At 71.7% G+C, this 15,901-nt stretch carries 12 protein-coding genes; 8 read left to right on the top strand and 4 right to left on the bottom strand.

Features of this window, described 5'->3' with window-relative positions:
• Positions 1–50: 50 nt before the first annotated feature.
• The 4 genes from ACPXB1_RS12135 (at position 51) to ACPXB1_RS12120 (ending at position 4,911) form a co-directional block, all read left to right on the top strand.
• Entirely contained in the window at positions 51–1,829 is a 1,779-nt protein-coding gene (locus tag ACPXB1_RS12135) for an N-acetylglutaminylglutamine amidotransferase (RefSeq protein WP_425735239.1), read from the top strand.
• On the top strand, positions 1,830–3,680 hold the full coding sequence (locus tag ACPXB1_RS12130) for a S9 family peptidase (RefSeq protein ID WP_425735238.1): 1,851 nt from the start codon (positions 1,830–1,832) through the stop codon (positions 3,678–3,680). It abuts the gene before it with no gap.
• A 60-nt stretch (positions 3,681–3,740) separates the two neighbouring features.
• The gene (locus ACPXB1_RS12125; protein ID WP_355632573.1) at positions 3,741–4,283 is read left to right on the top strand and encodes a hypothetical protein; all 543 of its coding nucleotides are present in this window, start codon (positions 3,741–3,743) and stop codon (positions 4,281–4,283) included.
• A 73-nt stretch (positions 4,284–4,356) separates the two neighbouring features.
• Positions 4,357–4,911 (top strand): dihydrofolate reductase family protein, encoded by a 555-nt coding sequence (locus ACPXB1_RS12120; RefSeq protein ID WP_355632570.1) that lies wholly within the window; start codon positions 4,357–4,359, stop codon positions 4,909–4,911.
• An 8-nt stretch (positions 4,912–4,919) separates the two neighbouring features.
• Here the strand turns inward: ACPXB1_RS12120 and ACPXB1_RS12115 are convergent, their stop codons facing one another.
• Positions 4,920–7,952: a BTAD domain-containing putative transcriptional regulator gene (locus ACPXB1_RS12115; RefSeq protein WP_425735237.1), complete on the bottom strand. Its 3,033-nt coding sequence runs from the start codon at positions 7,950–7,952 to the stop codon at positions 4,920–4,922.
• A 352-nt stretch (positions 7,953–8,304) separates the two neighbouring features.
• Here ACPXB1_RS12115 and ACPXB1_RS12110 point away from each other — a divergent pair, with 352 nt between their 5' ends.
• From ACPXB1_RS12110 to ACPXB1_RS12100, 3 genes are all read left to right on the top strand, one after another.
• Positions 8,305–10,107, top strand: coding sequence for an adenylyl cyclase (locus ACPXB1_RS12110; protein ID WP_425735300.1), 1,803 nt, complete (start codon positions 8,305–8,307; stop codon positions 10,105–10,107).
• 370 nt (positions 10,108–10,477) lie between these two features.
• Entirely contained in the window at positions 10,478–10,624 is a 147-nt protein-coding gene (locus tag ACPXB1_RS12105) for a hypothetical protein (protein ID WP_355588943.1), read from the top strand.
• Entirely contained in the window at positions 10,624–11,832 is a 1,209-nt protein-coding gene (locus ACPXB1_RS12100) for a YeiH family protein (protein WP_425735236.1), read from the top strand. Before ACPXB1_RS12105 ends, ACPXB1_RS12100 begins: the two co-directional genes overlap by 1 nt.
• Positions 11,833–11,897: 65 nt before the next feature.
• Here ACPXB1_RS12100 and ACPXB1_RS12095 read toward each other — a convergent pair whose 3' ends face one another.
• The gene (locus ACPXB1_RS12095) at positions 11,898–12,764 is read right to left on the bottom strand and encodes a metallophosphoesterase family protein (RefSeq protein WP_425735235.1); all 867 of its coding nucleotides are present in this window, start codon (positions 12,762–12,764) and stop codon (positions 11,898–11,900) included.
• A 140-nt stretch (positions 12,765–12,904) separates the two neighbouring features.
• Between ACPXB1_RS12095 and ACPXB1_RS12090 the strand changes: the two genes are divergently transcribed.
• The gene (locus ACPXB1_RS12090) at positions 12,905–13,756 is read left to right on the top strand and encodes an alpha/beta fold hydrolase (RefSeq protein ID WP_355588949.1); all 852 of its coding nucleotides are present in this window, start codon (positions 12,905–12,907) and stop codon (positions 13,754–13,756) included.
• A 107-nt stretch (positions 13,757–13,863) separates the two neighbouring features.
• On the opposite strand, the gene ACPXB1_RS12085 is transcribed toward ACPXB1_RS12090, so the two are convergent.
• Positions 13,864–14,493, bottom strand: a complete 630-nt coding sequence (locus tag ACPXB1_RS12085) for a hypothetical protein (protein ID WP_355588951.1) — start codon at positions 14,491–14,493, stop codon at positions 13,864–13,866.
• Positions 14,490–15,896: a selenium-binding family protein gene (locus ACPXB1_RS12080; protein WP_355632769.1), complete on the bottom strand. Its 1,407-nt coding sequence runs from the start codon at positions 15,894–15,896 to the stop codon at positions 14,490–14,492. Before ACPXB1_RS12080 ends, ACPXB1_RS12085 begins: the two co-directional genes overlap by 4 nt.
• Positions 15,897–15,901 lie beyond the last annotated feature (5 nt).

Below are 15,901 nucleotides of genomic sequence, written 5' to 3'. Positions count from 1 at the left end.
ACCTGGACCGGTCAGCGGCCCGAGCGACCCGAGCCGATGAGAGGTGAACCATGTGCGGTATCGGAGGCGAGTTCCGGCTCGACGGGGCGCCGCCGGACATGGCGGCCGTCGAGCGGATGCTGCCGGCCCTCGCCTCCCGGGGCCCGGACGGCGAGGGGCGGTGGCGGCAGGGGCCGGCGGCGCTCGTGCACCGCAGGCTGCGCATCATCGACCTGTCCGACGCCGGCTCCCAACCGATGGTCGACCCCGAGCTGGGCCTGGCCCTGGTCTTCAACGGCTGCATCTACAACTACCGGGAACTGCGTGACGAGCTGACCGCCGCCGGCTACTCCTTCCGGTCCACCTCGGACACCGAGGTGATCCTCAAGGCGTACCACAGGTGGGGGACGGCCTGCGTCGAGCGGTTCTACGGGATGTTCGCCTTCGCCCTCGTCGACCTGACAACGTCCACGCTGGTGCTGGCCCGCGACCGGCTCGGCATCAAGCCGCTCTACCTCGCCGAGACGCCGGGCCGGATCCGCTTTGCCTCGACACTGCCGGCGCTGCTCGCCGCCGGTGACGTGGACACCGACCTCGACCCGGTGGCACTGCACCACTACATGAGCTTCCACTCGGTCGTGCCGCCGCCGCGCACCATCCTTGCCGGCGTCCGCAAACTGCCCCCGGCGACCGTACGCGTGATCACCGGCGACGGTCGCAGCACCGACACCGTCTACTGGCGGCCGGAGTTCACCCGCGCGGCAGCGCCGCCGATGTCCGCAGACGAGTGGCAGGAGCGGATCATGTCCGCGCTGCGCACCGCCGTACGTCGCCGGATGGTCGCCGACGTGCCTGTCGGCGTGCTGCTCTCCGGCGGCATCGACTCCAGCCTGATCGTCGCCCTGCTGGCCGAGCAGGGCCAGACCGGGCTGGCGACCTTCAGCATCGGGTTCGAGGCGAAGGCGGGGGAGAGCGGCGACGAGTTCCACTACTCCGACCTGGTGGCCCGCGAGTTCGGCACCGACCACCAGCAGATCCGCATCGGCGGCGACCGGTTCGTGCCGGCCGTACACGCGGCCATCGGGGCGATGAGCGAGCCGATGGTCAGCCACGACTGCGTGGCGTTCCACCTGCTCTCCGAGGAGGTGTCGCAGCGGATCACGGTGGTGCAGTCCGGTCAGGGCGCCGACGAGATCTTCGCCGGCTACGACTGGTACCCGCCGATGGCGAACGTGGCCCGCGAGGACGCCGTCGAGGCGTACGCCAGGGTGTTCTTCGATCGTCGCCACGACGCGCTCGCCGACCAGCTGGCACCCGAGTGGATGCTCGACCACGACGCCAGCCTTGAGTTCGTCACCGCGCACTTCGCCGCGCCGGGCGCGGACACCGCGCTGGACGCGGCGCTGCGCCAGGACAGCCTGGTGATGCTCGTCGACGACCCGGTCAAGCGGGTGGACAACATGACGATGGCCTGGGGGCTGGAGGGGCGGGTGCCGTTCCTCGACCACGACGTGGTCGAGCTGGCCGCAGCCTGCCCACCGGCGTTGAAGCTGGCGCACGGCGGCAAGGGCGTACTGAAGGCGGCGAGCCGGGGCATCGTCCCGGACGAGGTGATCGACCGCCCGAAGGGCTACTTCCCCGTGCCCGCGATCCGGCATCTCTCCGGCCCGCTGCTCGACGACGTCCGCGACGCGCTGACCGCGCCGCCGGCACGCGACCGGGGTCTGTTCCGCAAGGACTACCTGGAGGAGTTGCTTGACGCGCCGAACGCCCGGCGGACCACGTTGGGTTCGAACGCGCTCTGGCAGCTCGGGCTGCTGGAGCTCTGGTTGCAGCGGATCGGGGTTTAGATGAGCGCACGGACCGAGGCGCCGCGCACCACCCGCCGGGGCCGCCCGACCGGTCGCCGGCTGCTGCCGTCGCCACCGGCCGGCGAGGACTTCGCCAGCGCGCCCTCCCCGGACGGCAGGCGGGTGGCGTTCCTGTCCGACCGGGCCGGAACGCCCGGCGTCTGGGTCCGCGACGTGGACGCCAGCGAAACCGTCGCCGTGCCGACCGGCGACGAGCCGGTGCTGGCGGTGAGCTGGTCGCCGGACGGGCAGTGGCTTGCCTGCGTCGTCGCGCCCGGCGGGGCGCCCCGCACCGAGCTGTGGGTGCTGCGCCCCGACGGCACCTGCCGCCGGCAGGTCGCCGGCTTCGGCCGCCGCAGCGCGTCGGTGTCCGGGTGGTTGCCCGGCGGTGCGCTGATGGCCGTCACCGAGACCGCAGACCGGGGTACGGCCCTACTGATCGACGCGGGGACCGGGCAGCGGCTTGTGCTGGTCGAGGACGACCTGCTCACACTGCTTGACGTCACAGCGGATGCCGGCGCCGCCCTGCTGCGTCGAGGCCCGCGCAACGCCCGCTGGCTGGAGGTGCTGGACGTGGCGACCGGCGAGCGGCGGCGGCTGCTGCCGGACACCGGCCGGGGCAGCACCGACCAGGGCTGGTTCGGCCGGGACGGCACGAGCGTGCTGGCCCGCACCGACGCATTCAGCGAGCTGGCAACGCTCGTGCGGGTCGACCTGACGCGGGACGAGCTGGCGCCGGTGCGGCTCGCCGGACGACCGGACGCCGAGCTGGAGCACGTAGCGGTCAGCGCCGACCGGGGTCGCGCCGCGCTGCTGTGGAACACCTACGGCGGGCGCAGCGAGCTGAGCCTGCTCGACCTGGCCGGTGGCGTGCAGCGGGCCGTCGCGGCCCCGGGTGAGGTGCTCGACGGCGCTGTCTTCGCCGCCGGGGGCGACCTGCTCTGCGTCACCGCGCAGGGGCCGGTGCAGCCCCGGGAGGTCTGGTTGGTCGACCCGGTGACAGCCGCGCCGCGTCCGCTGCGTCCGGACGCCGCCGCCACGCGCGCCGGCGGTGGTGGAGTCGCGCCGCAGTTGGTCGACCTGCGGGCACGCGACGGAATGCCGCTGTCCGGCTGGCTGTACCGGCCGCCCGGCCCCGGCCCCTGGCCGACGGCGATCAGCCTGCACGGTGGCCCGGAGGCACAGGAACGCCCCTGCTACAACCCGCTGTTCCAGGCCCTCGTCGCGCAGGGCGTCGCGGTCTTCGCGCCGAACGTGCGCGGCTCGTCCGGCTTCGGGCGTACCTTCGTCGCCGCCGACAACCTCGCCGGCCGGTACGGCGCCATCGCCGACGTGGCAGCGTGCGCTGACTTCCTGCTCGACAGCGGCGTTGCCCGGCCGGGCCAGCTGGGCTGCCTGGGCCGCTCCTACGGTGGCTACCTGGTCCTCGCGGTGCTCGTGAACTTCCCCGGCCTGTTCGCCGCCGGGGTGGCCGAGTGCGGCATCTCCGACTTCCGGACGTTCTTCGCAGGCACCGAGCCGTGGATCGCCGCCGCCGCCGTCAGCAAGTACGGCGACCCGGTGCGCGACGCCGAGCTGCTGCGGGACCTGTCACCGATGACCCACCTGGACCGCCTCGACGTGCCGGTGCTGCTCATCCACGGCGCCAACGACACGAACGTGCCGGCCGGCGAGTCGGCGCAGGTGGCGCAGGCCCTCGCCGCTCGCGGCGTACCGCACGGTCATCTGGTCCTGGCCGGCGAGGGGCACGACTTCCTGGCCCGCGACAACGCCGAGGCGGCCCGCACTGCCACCACCGCGTGGCTGGCCCGGCACCTCGCCGCGTCCGCGCCCGCGACCGCTGTCGGCTGAGGCGTCCCGGCAGCCCGCCGCGACCGTGGCCGCCGTCGGTCGAGGCGTTATCCTGCGCCGGTGGACGTCACGGAGCAGGGCGAGCGGCTGGCCGCGGACCTGGGCCGCTGGCTGGACGATCTGACGTTCGTCGACCTGGACACCGACGAGGTCACCGCACGGGTCATCGACTCGGTCGTGCGCTGGGCGCAGGCGCAGGGTTGGCGGGTCTACCGGCGGGCGCCGAGCGTGGTGCCGCTACCGCCGCCCATGCAGGAGCGGCACTCAGTTCTCGACGTGGCGTGCGCCCGCCCGGACGGCCCGCCGGTAGTCGTGGAGGTCGACCACACCGACCGGGCGCGGACGGTGCAGAAGCTGCGGGCGGAGGCGGACGCCGGGCGGATCCCGATCTGGGTGCGCTGGGGCGTCGGACGCTTCACCGCACCGCCACCGCCGGTGCGGATGGTGACGGCCGAGGTGACCCGGCGCGCCGGGCCGGCAGGGCGCGGACGCCTGCACAGCCGCATCGGCGACCGTCCCGCGCCGGCCCACTCCGCCGGCGGCGGCACGGCGGCCACGCAGGCGCTGCCGATCCCGCTCACCGACCCGGGTAAGGGCACCTGAAGCGAATCGTAAGCGGCGGACGGCACAGTCCTGGTTGTCACCGGAGAAGACGACCGACAGCCAGGAGAATCCGATGCGCAAGCTCATCAACTCGACATACGTCACCCTCGACGGTGTCATCGAGAACCCGACGTGGACCATGCCGTACTTCGACGAGGAGGCCGCCGCGTTCGCCGGTTCGCAGACGGACGAGGCCGACGCGATGCTGATGGGCCGGGTCACCTACGACGGCATGTCCGTGGCCTGGCCGCAGCGGGACGAGAGCGACCCGAGCACTGGTGCTGCCTACTTCAACAACGTCAAGAAGTACGTCGCCTCGACCACCCTCACCAACCCCACCTGGAACAACACGGAGGTGCTCCAGGGCGATCTGGTGCAGGAGGTCACCCGGCTCAAGGCCCAGGACGGCCACAACATCATCCAGTACGGCTACGGCTCGGTCACCGCGCAACTGGTCCGCGCAGGGCTGGTGGACGAGGTCCGGTTCTGGATCTGCCCGGTGCTCCAGGGAGGCGCCAGCCTCACCGTGCCGCTGAAGGACGTCCGGGCGTCCTTCGAGCTGATCGGCACCCGTGTGCACAAGAGCGGCGTCATCATCGCCACGTACCGACCGGGGACGGCCGCCTGACCCGCTGGTCAGAGCTGGGCGCGAGCCTCGCTCGGGCTCAGCTCCATGCCTTCGGCGACCAGGGCGTCGAAGCGTTCCCGTCCGAGGACGGCCAGGACGCGTTCGGCCACCCTGTCGGTCTCGTCCCGTTCGGCGGGAGAGGCGGGAGAGTGGGTGGCCAGCCGGGCGGCAGCCGCCGCGCCGAGGAGCCGGGCGGCGGCCTCCGGTGAGCGCACCGCCGACGCCATCCCCTCCAGGGGCCCGATCGTGTCCCGTGTCGACGCGATCGCCTCGGCAGCCGCAAACGCCTCGACGTGCAGCGCGAGCGCGGCGTCCGGGTCGCCGTCCTGTTCGACGGCGTAGCCCAGCTCGACCAGGACCAGCGGCAGGTACAACGCCGGGCAGGGCTCGGCCCGGCCCTGCTCGACGAGGTGGCTCAGGTGGGTGACGGCGACGTCGCGCTTGCCGTCGCGGCGGGCCGCCAGAGCGAGGCTCATCTGCGCGAAGACGATGGCGCTGGGCGTGGCCTGCTCCAGCGCCATCTGGTACGCGCGTTCGGCGAGTTCGCGGCCCTGCGCGTAGTCGCGGGTCTGCACCGCGAGCCAGGCCAGCCAGGACAGCGTGCTGCCGACCTGCGGCCACAGCGCCAGTTCCTCGGCCCAGCGCAACCCTTCCCGGTGCAGGGCCGCGGCGCGTTCGTGCTCGCCGCGCATGTCCGCGAGCCCGCCCACCCACTCGGTCGCGACGAGCCGTCCCCACCTGTCGCCGAGCTTCGCGAACAGCGCGGCGCTGCGGGTCGCGGCGCTCTCCAGTGCCTCCTGGTCACCCATCGCGTGCGCGAGCCTGGCCCGGGAGGTGAGCACCGCGGCCTCGGTCCACGGATCGGCGACGGTGGTGGGCAGCAGCTCCGCCGCCAGGGTCAGGTCACTGTGGTCGATCACCGCGTTCGCCGCGAACCAGGCGGCCCGTTCGTCTGACCTGCCGGCCACCGCGGCCCGTACGTCGGCTGGCCGGATCTCGTCGCCCTGCAACAGCGCGAAGCCGACCCGCCAGGGCGCTGCCCGCGCCTCCTGCTCCTCGTCGCGTATGGCGAGCGCCCGCCGTGCGTCGGTGAACCGGCCGCGCAGGTACCAGTACCAGCTCAACGCGACGGCGAGGCGCAGCCCGCCGCCGTTGTCCAGCGCCGCGCGCAGGTTCGCCGTCTCGGCGTCCAGCACCGCCAGCCATCGCTGCTGGTCGGCGCCGCGAAGCCCCGGGTCGGCGCGTTCGGCAAGCTCGGTGTAGTAGGCGGCGTGCCGTGCCCGGACCTCGTCGGCGTCGGTGAGGCGGTCCAGACAGAACGCGGCGACCGATTCGAGCAGCCGGTAGCGCGGTGCCGTGCCCGAGTCGTCGAGCACCACGAGCGACCGGTCCACGAGTCGCGCCAGCGTGTCCAGGTCGCTTCCGCAGACCCGCTCGGCGGCCTCCGGGGTGCAGCCGTCGCCGAACACGGCAAGCCGGGCCAGGGCGAGACGGTCCGCCTCGTCAAGCAGGTCCCAGCTCCAGCTGATGACCGCGGTAAGCGTCCGCTGGCGCGGCGGCACGTCCCGCTGCTGTGTGGCGAGCAGCCGGAACCGGTCGTCGAGCCGCTGCACCACGCCCCGCACGCCGAGCGCCCGTACCCGGGTCGCGGCCAGCTCCAGCGCCAGCGGCAGGCCGTCGAGACGGCGGCAGAGCTGGGCCACCGCCGGCGCCGTGCGCGCGTCGAGCCGGAAGCCGCGCTGCTGCGCGCCGGCACGTGCGGCGAACAACAGGGCCGCCGCCGAGCGCCGGACCGTGTCCAGGTCACCGTCGCCGGGCACGGACAGAGGGGGTACGTCCCAGAGCAGCTCCCCGGTCAGCCCGAGCGGCTCTCGGCTGGTGGCCAGCACGCTCAGCCCGGGTACGTCGCGCAGCAGCCGGGCCACCAACTCGGCGACCGGCTCGATGACGTGTTCGCAGTTGTCCAACACGAGCAGCAGGTGACGTTGCCGCAGCGCCGCGACGAGCCGGTCGACGGCGGAGAGGCTGGTGCCGGGGGACTCGCGCACGTCCAGCGCGCCGAGCACCTGTTCGGCGATGCCGCTGTCACGGGCGGGCAGCGGTGCCAGCTCGACAATGCGGACGCCGTCGGGGACGGTACGGGCTGCCTCGATGGCGAGTCGCGTCTTGCCGACCCCGCCCGGCCCGACCAGCGTGACCAACCGTTGCCGGGGCAGCAGAGCTTGCAGCTCGGCCAGCGCCTCGGCCCGTCCGATCAGCTCGTCGAGCTGGGCGGGGAGGTTGTCGCGGGTGGTCGTCGCCTTCGGTGGCGCGCTCAGGTCGGCGTCCTGTTCGAGGATCCGGCGATGCAGGGCGACAAGCTCCGGGGCAGGGTCGAGCCCCAGCTCGTCGGCGAGCCGGTCGCGAAGGTCGGCGTAGCTGTCCAGCGCCTCGGACTGGCGGCCGGCCGCGTACAGCGCCTGCAGATGCACGGCCCGCAGGCCCTCGCGCAGCGGGTGCCGGGCGACCAGTTCCGCCAGGTCGGCGGCGACCAGGTCGTGCTCGCCGCGCGCCAGCCGGGCCGCGGCCAGCCGCTCGTGCACGGCGAGGCGCTGCTCGGCGAGGCGGGTCGCCTCCGCCCGGACGAACTCGGCGTCGGCCACGTCCGCGTACGCGTCGCCGCGCCACAGCGCGAGGGCCTCGGTGAGTCGGTCGACGTCGGTGCACCGGGCAAGTTCGGCGAACCTGTCGGCGTCGACCGCGTCGACCCGCAGCAGGTAGCCCGGTGGTCGGGACTCGACCAGGTCGCGGGCACCGGGCTCGGCGTCGTTGAGCGCCTTGCGCAGCTGGGACACCCGCACCTGGAGGGCACCGGCGGGGTTGGCGGGGGGTTCCTCGCCCCACAGGTCGTCGATGAGCCGGTCCGCCGAGACCACCTGGTTGCGGTTGGTCAGCAGGTCGGCAAGCAGGGCGCGCACCTTGGTCCCGGGCACCACCACCGGCTCGCCGGCGTCGGTGGTGACGGCGAGCGGCCCGAGCACCCCGAACTGCACGGCGGTCATCGTACGTCGCCCCGCCGGCGCCCTCCGCACCGTCGATCATGGAGTTGTGGTGGGGTGCAGAATGGACCTCTGCTGCTATATCGACCACCACAACTCCATGATCGACCGGCGGGTGGGTGGGGATGGGGCGGGGGTGGGGATGGGGTGGGGATGGGGTGGGGAGGGATGGGGTGGGTGGGTGGTGGGGGATGGCGTGGGGGCGATACACAGGGTACAAACAGGGGCGAGAGAGCGCTCTCACAGCCCCAAGCTGTGCCGGGAGCATGTCCGGCCAGCGGAGAGGACGAACCGCATGACAATCCCGTCCCGTCGTACCCTCTTGTTCGCCCTGCTCGTGACCGCCACCGTCACGATGAGCAGTACCGCCGCCACGGCCGGCCGCCCGGGCGGCGGCGCACCCGACTTCGGCCCCAACGTGACGATCTTCGACCCGGCCATGCCGGTCGGCGAGATCCAGCGGACCCTCGACGCGGCGCACGCCCGGCAGGTCGACAACGAGATGGGCACCGAGCGGCACGCGTACCTGTTCAAGCCCGGCACCTACGGCACCGCCGAGCGGCCGTTGCAGGCCAAGGTCGGCTACTACACCGAGGTGTCCGGCCTGGGGGCCTCGCCCACCGACGTCACAGTCAACGGCAAGCTTGAGGTCTACAACCGCTGCCTCGCCGACGGTGGCACCGGAAACTGTCTCGCGCTTGTCAACTTCTGGCGCACCCTGTCCAACCTGTCGCTCACCATCAACGCGGCGGGTCAGGACGACTGCCGATCGACTGCGAACTTCTGGGCGGTGTCCCAGGCGGTGTCGATGCGCCGGCTCAACATCAACGGCGGCGGGCTGTCGTTGATGGACTACTGCACCGCCGGCCCGCAGTACGCAAGCGGCGGCTTCATCGCCGACTCGCGGCTGCCGGCCACCACCAACGGATCCCAGCAGCAGTGGCTGACCCGCAACAGCGAGGTCGCCAGCTGGTCCAACGCCGTGTGGAACCAGGTCTTCGCCGGGGTCGAGGGCGCACCCGACGACGCCACGTTCCCCGACCCGCCGTACACCACCCTCGACACCACGCCGCTCAGCCGGGAAAAGCCCTACCTGTTCGTCGACGGCAGGGGCCGCTACAACGTGCGGGTACCCGCCGCGCAGCGCGACAGCCGGGGCGTCTCCTGGGCCAAGGGCATGACGCCGGGTCGGACCATCGGCATCGGTGACTTCTTCATCGCGAAGCCGTCCGACCCGGTGCACGTGATCAACAGTCAGTTGGCGCGCGGTAGGCACCTCCTGCTCACCCCCGGGGTGTACGACATCGCCCGCAGCATCGAGATCCGCCGCGCCGACACTGTGGTGCTCGGCATCGGGCACGCCACGCTCACCGCCGTCAACGGTGCCGTCCCCCTCGACGTCGCAGGTGTCCCCGGTGTGATCGTCGCCGGTGTCACCATCGACGCCGGCACCGTCGAGTCGCCGGTCCTGCTGCGAGTCGGTCGTCAGCACGGTCAGCACGGTCAGCACGCCAGCAGCCGCACCAACCCGACCACGCTGTCCGACGTGTACTTCCGTGTCGGTGGCCCGCACATCGGCCGCACCAACACCGCACTGGAGGTCAACAGCGACAACGTGCTCATCGACCACACCTGGGTGTGGCGCGGCGACCACGGCGTCGAGGGCTTCACCGCGGGCGTCAACGGTGACACCGACCGCTGGCGCACCAACACCGGTCGCTACGGCGCCGTCATCAACGGCGACCACGTGACAGCCACCGGCCTGTTCGTCGAGCACTTCCAGCGCTACAACACGGTCTGGAACGGCGAGCACGGCACCACGATCCTCTACCAGAACGAGCTGCCGTACGACCCGCCGACGCAGGCCGACTGGATGAACGGCCGGGTCGAGGGGTGGGCTGGCTACAAGGTCGGCGACCGGGTACGGCACCACACCCTGTACGGCGGAGGCGTGTACGTCTTCAACCAGAACAACCCGTCGATCCGCACCGAGAACGGCTTCGAGGTGCCGAGGCGGCCAGGTGTGAAGCTGCACCACATCATGACCGTCAACCTCAGCGCCGGAACGATCGACCACGTGGTCAACGGCGTCGGCGAGGCTGCCGACATGACGAAGGTCGGTGCGCCGGTCTACATCGCGGAGTACCCCACCCCGTAACGGGGTCGGACGTACAGCGGGGGTCGGAGCCTGGTGGGGCTCCGACCCCCGCTGTCGTGACAGGGCCCGGAGAATCCACGCCCACGCCCTTGAATTCCTATCGGACAAGTAGGAAAATGGGCGAATGCCGGCCGGTCCGCTCCTCACCTCCCGCCTGGTCGTGGACCTGATGCGGGTCGCCTCCGAGCTCTGTCCGGGCTCGCCGGCGTTCCGCTGAGCACCCGCACCACGGCGCCCGCGTCCGGCCCCGCCGCCGGATCGCCCGCCGAGGCGTGACCCGTCCGGTCACCGGCGTGGCCGCGCACACACCTCAACGCACTCTCCACCGATCCGGCCGTGCCGGATCGGTCCATCCCCATGGAGGTACGCCATGACAGCCGATCAGCCACCGTCCACCCCGCCGACGGCCGGGGAGTCCCGGCTCGCGTTCAACGAGGACTGGCTGGCGACCATTCTCGGCCTGGCCCTGCTCGCTCTCGTCCTGCTCGGTGCCATCCCCGCCGGGCTGGTGCCCTGATGGCCACCGACACGACCCGCACGGGGGACGGCACCCGCGCGGACGAGGCGCCCGCCGATGCCGTCGAAACCACGCCGGCCAGCGGGCCACCGGCGGCCGACGATCCGGCCGGCCCGGTGGGCGTCGTACGCGACGGCAGGTTCTGGGCCTGGACGGCCCTCGGTCTGGTGGTCGTGGTCGGTCTCGCCGCGCTCACCCGCTACCTGGAGCAGAACGTCCCCGAATGGGCCGAGGGCACGGCAGTCGAGGACATCGGCGCGGCCGTCGAGTACCCGGTCTACGCGATCCTGCTCGGCCTGCTCGGCAACGTCGCCGTCACGCTGCTCGGGTGGCGCGACCGGATCGCCGCCGCGTTCCGGACCGAGTTCTTCATCAAGACCGGTCTGGTGCTGCTCGGGGCGTCGATCAACCTGGCCGTCATCGCCAGCGCCGCCGGCCCGGCGATCGCCCAGGCGATCCTGCTGATCAGCGGGGTGTTCCTGTTCACCTGGTGGCTGGCCGGCAGGTTCGGGCTCGACGACAAGCTGCGTGCTCTGCTCGCCTCGGCGGTGTCGATCTGCGGGGTCAGCGCGGCCATCGCCGCCGCCGGCGCGGTGCGGGCGCGACGTGAGCAACTGGCCTACACGGCGAGTCTGGTCATCGTCTTCGCGCTGCCGTCCATCTTCATCCTGCCCTGGCTGGCCGACCTGTTCGGACTCTCCGACGCGGTGGCCGGCGCGTGGATCGGCGGCAACATCGACACCACTGCCGCGGTCACCGCCGCCGGTGCGCTCGCCGGCGAGGAGGCGCTCCAGATCGCCAGCATCGTCAAGGTCACCCAGAACGCCCTGATGGGTGTGGTCGCGGTGGTGCTCACCGCGTACTTCACGCTGAAGGTGGAGCGGCGGCCCGGCGCCGCCCGACCGGGCCTCGGTGAGGTGTGGCGGCGTTTCCCCAAGTTCGTCCTGGGCTTCGTCGCCGCCTCGGTCATCGCGACCTGGTATCTCGACACGGCCGGCGCGGACGGCAAGGCCACCATCGCCATCGTCAACGACCTGCGCGTGTGGTTCCTCATCCTGGCCTTCGTCAGCATCGGCCTGGAGGTCCGGGTCGCGTCGCTGCGGGAGGCCGGCTGGCGGCCCGTCGCGGTGTTCGCCAGCGCCACAGTGTTCAACCTGGCACTGGCGCTCGGCCTGGCATCCCTGCTGTTCCGCAACTTCTCGGTCTGATCCACAGTCGCACCCGTCCTCCGGCGCCGCCCGAGGGCGGGTGCGACGCCGCGCCACCCGACGGGTCAGACGGCCGTCTGCCGCATCCGGCGCAGGTCCTCCGCCGGGTCGATGGTGCGTACCGGGCGGGGCGTGGAACCGCGCCGACGCCACTCGCGCGGATAGCCCAGCGAGACCTCCTCGAAACGCACACCGTCATGGAAGGTCGTACGCGGAATGTGCAGGTGCCCGTAGACCATCGTGGACGCGCCGAAGCGCAGGTGCCAGTCGCGGGTGCGGACCGTGCCGCACCACTGGGCGAACTGCGGGTACCACAGCACGTCGGTGGGCTCGCGGACCAGCGGGTAGTGGTTGACCAGCACTGTCGGCAGCTCCGGGTCGCGCTCGGCCAACCGGCGTTCGGTCTCGGTGACCCGGGCGTCGCACCACGCCTCCCGACTCGGGTACGGGTCGGGGTGCAGCAGCGCCTCGTCGGTGCACACCACACCGGCCGCGTACGCCAGGTCCAGTGACTCTTGCTTGGTGCGCGCCTCGGGCATCCGGAACGTGTAGTCGTACAGCACGAAGAGCGGGGCGATAGTGGCCGGACCGCTCGCGCCGTCCCACACCGGATACGGATCCTCCGGCGTGACGATCCCCAGCCGCCGGCACAGCCGCACCAACTCCTGGTAGCGCGCCTCGCCGCGCAGCTGCACCGGGTCGTTGGGCGGCGTCCACAGCTCGTGGTTGCCCGGCGCCCAGATCACCTTCGCGAAACGGCTGCTCAGCAGCCCGAGGGCCCACTCGATGTCGGCGTACCGCTCGGCCACGTCACCGGCGACGATCAGCCAGTCGCCGTCGTGCTCCGGGCGTAGCTCCTGGACGAACGAGCGGTTGTCCGGATAGCCGATGTGCAGGTCGCTGACGGCCCGCAGTCGAGGGGGAGGAGTCACGTCCCAACGCTAGGCGGCACGGCCCGATCGGAAAACCCCCTGTTCCTGCCACGTTGGTCGATCCGCTGGGCCGCATATCCGGCGACCCGGTGGGAAAGCGCTGACGTCCGACAGCCCCGATCCGGAGCAGGAGACACAACATGCCTTTCATCACCGTAGGGACCGAAAACTCCGCGCCCATCGACCTGTACTACGAGGACCACGGATCCGGTCAGCCGGTGGTGTTGATCCACGGCTTCCCGTTCAACGGGGCAACGTGGGAGAAGGAAACCAACGTGCTGCTCAACGCCGGATATCGGACCATCACCTACGACCGGCGCGGTTTCGGCAACTCCGCCCAACCGGCGTTCGGGTACGACTACAACACGTTCGCCGCGGACCTCGACGTGCTGATGACCGAACTGGACCTGCGGGACGCGATCCTTGTGGGCCACTCGATGGGCACCGGCGAGGTTATCCGCTACCTGGGCAACTACGGCTCGCAGCGGGTGAGCAAGGCGGTGCTGCTCAGCCCGCTGCAACCGATGCTGGCCAAGGCCAAGGACAATCCGGAGGGCGTGGACACAAGCCTCTTCAAGGGCTTCCAGGACGCCATCATCAAGGACCGCTTCGCCTATCTCACCCAGTTCTGCGACGCGTTCTTCAACTACAGCGAGAACAAGGGCAAGCTGGTCAGCGACGAGGCGTACCGGGCGCACTGGCAGATCGGCGCGATGGGCTCGGCCAAGGCCACCCACGACAGCGTGGACGCCTGGCAGGAGGACTTCCGCGGCGACCTGCCGAAGGTCGACGTGCCGGTGCTGATCGTCCAGGGCGACAAGGACAACGTGCTGCCCTACCCGGTCACCGGTCAGCGGCTCGCCCCGATGATGCCTACCGCCCAGCTCGTCACCCTCAAGGGCGCACCGCACGGTATCCCGTGGACGAACGCCGACGAGGTCAACAAGGCGATCATGGCCTTCCTGAAGCAGCCGGCGAAGGCCCGCGCCTGACCGTTCCGGCTCGCTGACACCACGGCGGCGACGCAGCCGCCACGCCCGACCCGTGCTGGCCCTTTGGGCCGGCGCGGGTCGGGCTGCTTCGCCCCAACGGCTGGGGTTCACGCTCGGATCAGCGTGACCACGCCGGCTGCGACGAGCACACCGGCCCAGAGCCGGTCGACGTTGAACCACGCCCGGCGGAGCACCCCCACCCCGAACACCTGGTAGACAAGCACCGCGACGACAAGGGCGGTGCCGAGCATGGCCACCGTGTGCACCCCGGCCGCGGCCAGCCCGGGCAGCGCGCCCATCGGCGCGGCGGCCAGGTGCCCGGCGTGGCCCCCGGCCATGGGCTCGTGCACAAGCACCGGCAGCAGCATCAACCCCGCGCCGTGCGCCGACGACATGAGAAACGACCAGCCGGTGAGTTGCGCCGCGGACATCCGCATCCCCGCCCAGCGGAAGTGCCGTTCGGACAGCAACCGCCACAACCCGAAACCCACAAGGAGTACGCCGCCGGCGACCGCCAGGATGGTGCTCGCCGTCACCGACCGGGTCGCTGTGACAAGCGCGGCGACGATCCCCACCGAGGCCAGGTGCCCCGCCGCGATGGGCGGCAGCGAGCGCAGCAGGGCTGCCCTGCTGCGCTCCTGTAGGCCGCGGGCCACAGCGAACAGCCAACCCATCGCCGGATTCAGTCCGTGAAACGCGCCGAGCGCGGCAAGCGTCACCCAGGTGCCGACGGTCACGGGAAGCAGTACGAGTCGGAGGACGCGTCCCCGCCCTGCAACCGCGTCTGGTGCACGCGCAGGCCACGGAACTCGTCGCCGTGTGGGAAGAACCTGACGTCCGGTGTGAGACCGCCGGCTTGGACGTCGACGTCCAGCTTGGCCAGCCAGGCGCCCACTCCGTCCGGGTAGAACTGGTCGTCCCAGGCGCCGTAGAGGGAGTTGCTGACGTAGACCCGCCGGCCGTCCCGGCTCACCTCGACCATCTGCGGGCCGCCGGCCAACGCCTCGTCCGGAGCGGACGGGTGCGCGGTGCGGCGGACGATCCCGCCGAGGTGCACCGAGCCTGTCAGCACCGGGTGCAGCGGGTCGCTGACGTCGTACTGACGCAGCTCACCCGTGCCCCAGCAGGAGACGTACAGGAAACGGTCGTCGACGGACAGGTCGATGTCGGTCACCAGCGGCGGCACCGCGCCGAACGGCTTGAGCAGGTCGGGCAGGTCCGCGGGGTCGGCCGGCTCCGCCGGAATGTCGATCACCTTGGTGACCGCCCAGGCGTCGCCGTCGCGGTGCCACAGCCAGATCGAGGCGGACAGGTCCTCGACGCTGATCACCACCCCGACGAACCCGTACGACTTGGTGGGGTCGTGCGCCGGGCGTAGCTCCAGCGGCATCTGATACTGGTCGCCCAGGTCGATCCGCTGCACGTGTCGGCGCTTCGCGAGATCCCAGAAGTGGATGGCGTGACCGTAGCGCCGGCCCAGCAGCAGCTCACCGATGATGCCGTCCTCGATCATCGACGGGGTGCCCCACTCGCTTGTGACGAGCACGTCCTGGGTGAGGTGCCACCACATGTCGTACGCCAGGAACTGTGGCCCCCGGTCGGCCTCCCACGCCCCCCGTACCTCGAATGTGGTGTGGTCCAGGATGGCGATGCCGCCTGGACCCTCCGCGCCGTCCGCGCCGCCGAGAGCCGAGACGTAGATGCCGTCCGGGCCACAGTGCACGGTGTGCGGGCGGGAGTAGCCGGCGCGCTTGGCCAGCTCCTCCGGCCCGATCACCTTGACCACCTGGGGTTGGCGCGGGTCGGGTTGGGTGTCGATGACGTGGATCCGCGACGAGCGCAGGCCGGGCACGATCAGGTAGCGCCGCTCGACGTGCGGGTGCGGGGCGGTCGGGCAGAGCGCGCTGCTGCACGCGTTCCAACCGAAGTGGTGCAGCTCGTCGCCCAGGTGCGGCAGGTCGGTCCAGCCGACGACGCGGCCGTAGTCGGGGGAGTCGGGGTCGGTGTCCAACACCACTATCGCGTCCGGTCGGGTGGCTGTCCGGTCGAACGCCGCCACGTAGGCGAGCTTCTCCGCGGGCGCGTTCACCGCCTCGCCGGGGGAGGGGTAGAAGGTGGGGTCGGGGGTCCAGCGAGTCATCGAGG

Origin of the sequence: Micromonospora sp. DT68, from assembly GCF_049847245.1 — a bacterium.
GTDB classification, from domain to species: Bacteria; Actinomycetota; Actinomycetes; order Mycobacteriales; family Micromonosporaceae; genus Micromonospora; species Micromonospora profundi.
The sequence above is the reverse complement of the archived record's forward strand: the minus strand, read 5'-3'. Positions and strand labels throughout refer to the sequence as shown.

Bases quoted from the DNA above. Each gene is read 5' to 3' on its own strand.
- ACPXB1_RS12135 (WP_425735239.1), top strand. From the start codon at position 51: ATGTGCGGTATCGGAGGCGAGTTCCGGCTCGACGGGGCGCCGCCGGAC.
- ACPXB1_RS12130 (WP_425735238.1), top strand. From the start codon at position 1,830: ATGAGCGCACGGACCGAGGCGCCGCGCACCACCCGCCGGGGCCGCCCG.
- ACPXB1_RS12120 (WP_355632570.1), top strand. From the start codon at position 4,357: ATGCGCAAGCTCATCAACTCGACATACGTCACCCTCGACGGTGTCATC.
- ACPXB1_RS12115 (WP_425735237.1), bottom strand. From the start codon at position 7,952: ATGACCGCCGTGCAGTTCGGGGTGCTCGGGCCGCTCGCCGTCACCACC.
- ACPXB1_RS12110 (WP_425735300.1), top strand. From the start codon at position 8,305: ATGAGCAGTACCGCCGCCACGGCCGGCCGCCCGGGCGGCGGCGCACCC.
- ACPXB1_RS12105 (WP_355588943.1), top strand. From the start codon at position 10,478: ATGACAGCCGATCAGCCACCGTCCACCCCGCCGACGGCCGGGGAGTCC.
- ACPXB1_RS12100 (WP_425735236.1), top strand. From the start codon at position 10,624: ATGGCCACCGACACGACCCGCACGGGGGACGGCACCCGCGCGGACGAG.
- ACPXB1_RS12090 (WP_355588949.1), top strand. From the start codon at position 12,905: ATGCCTTTCATCACCGTAGGGACCGAAAACTCCGCGCCCATCGACCTG.
- ACPXB1_RS12080 (WP_355632769.1), bottom strand. From the start codon at position 15,896: ATGACTCGCTGGACCCCCGACCCCACCTTCTACCCCTCCCCCGGCGAG.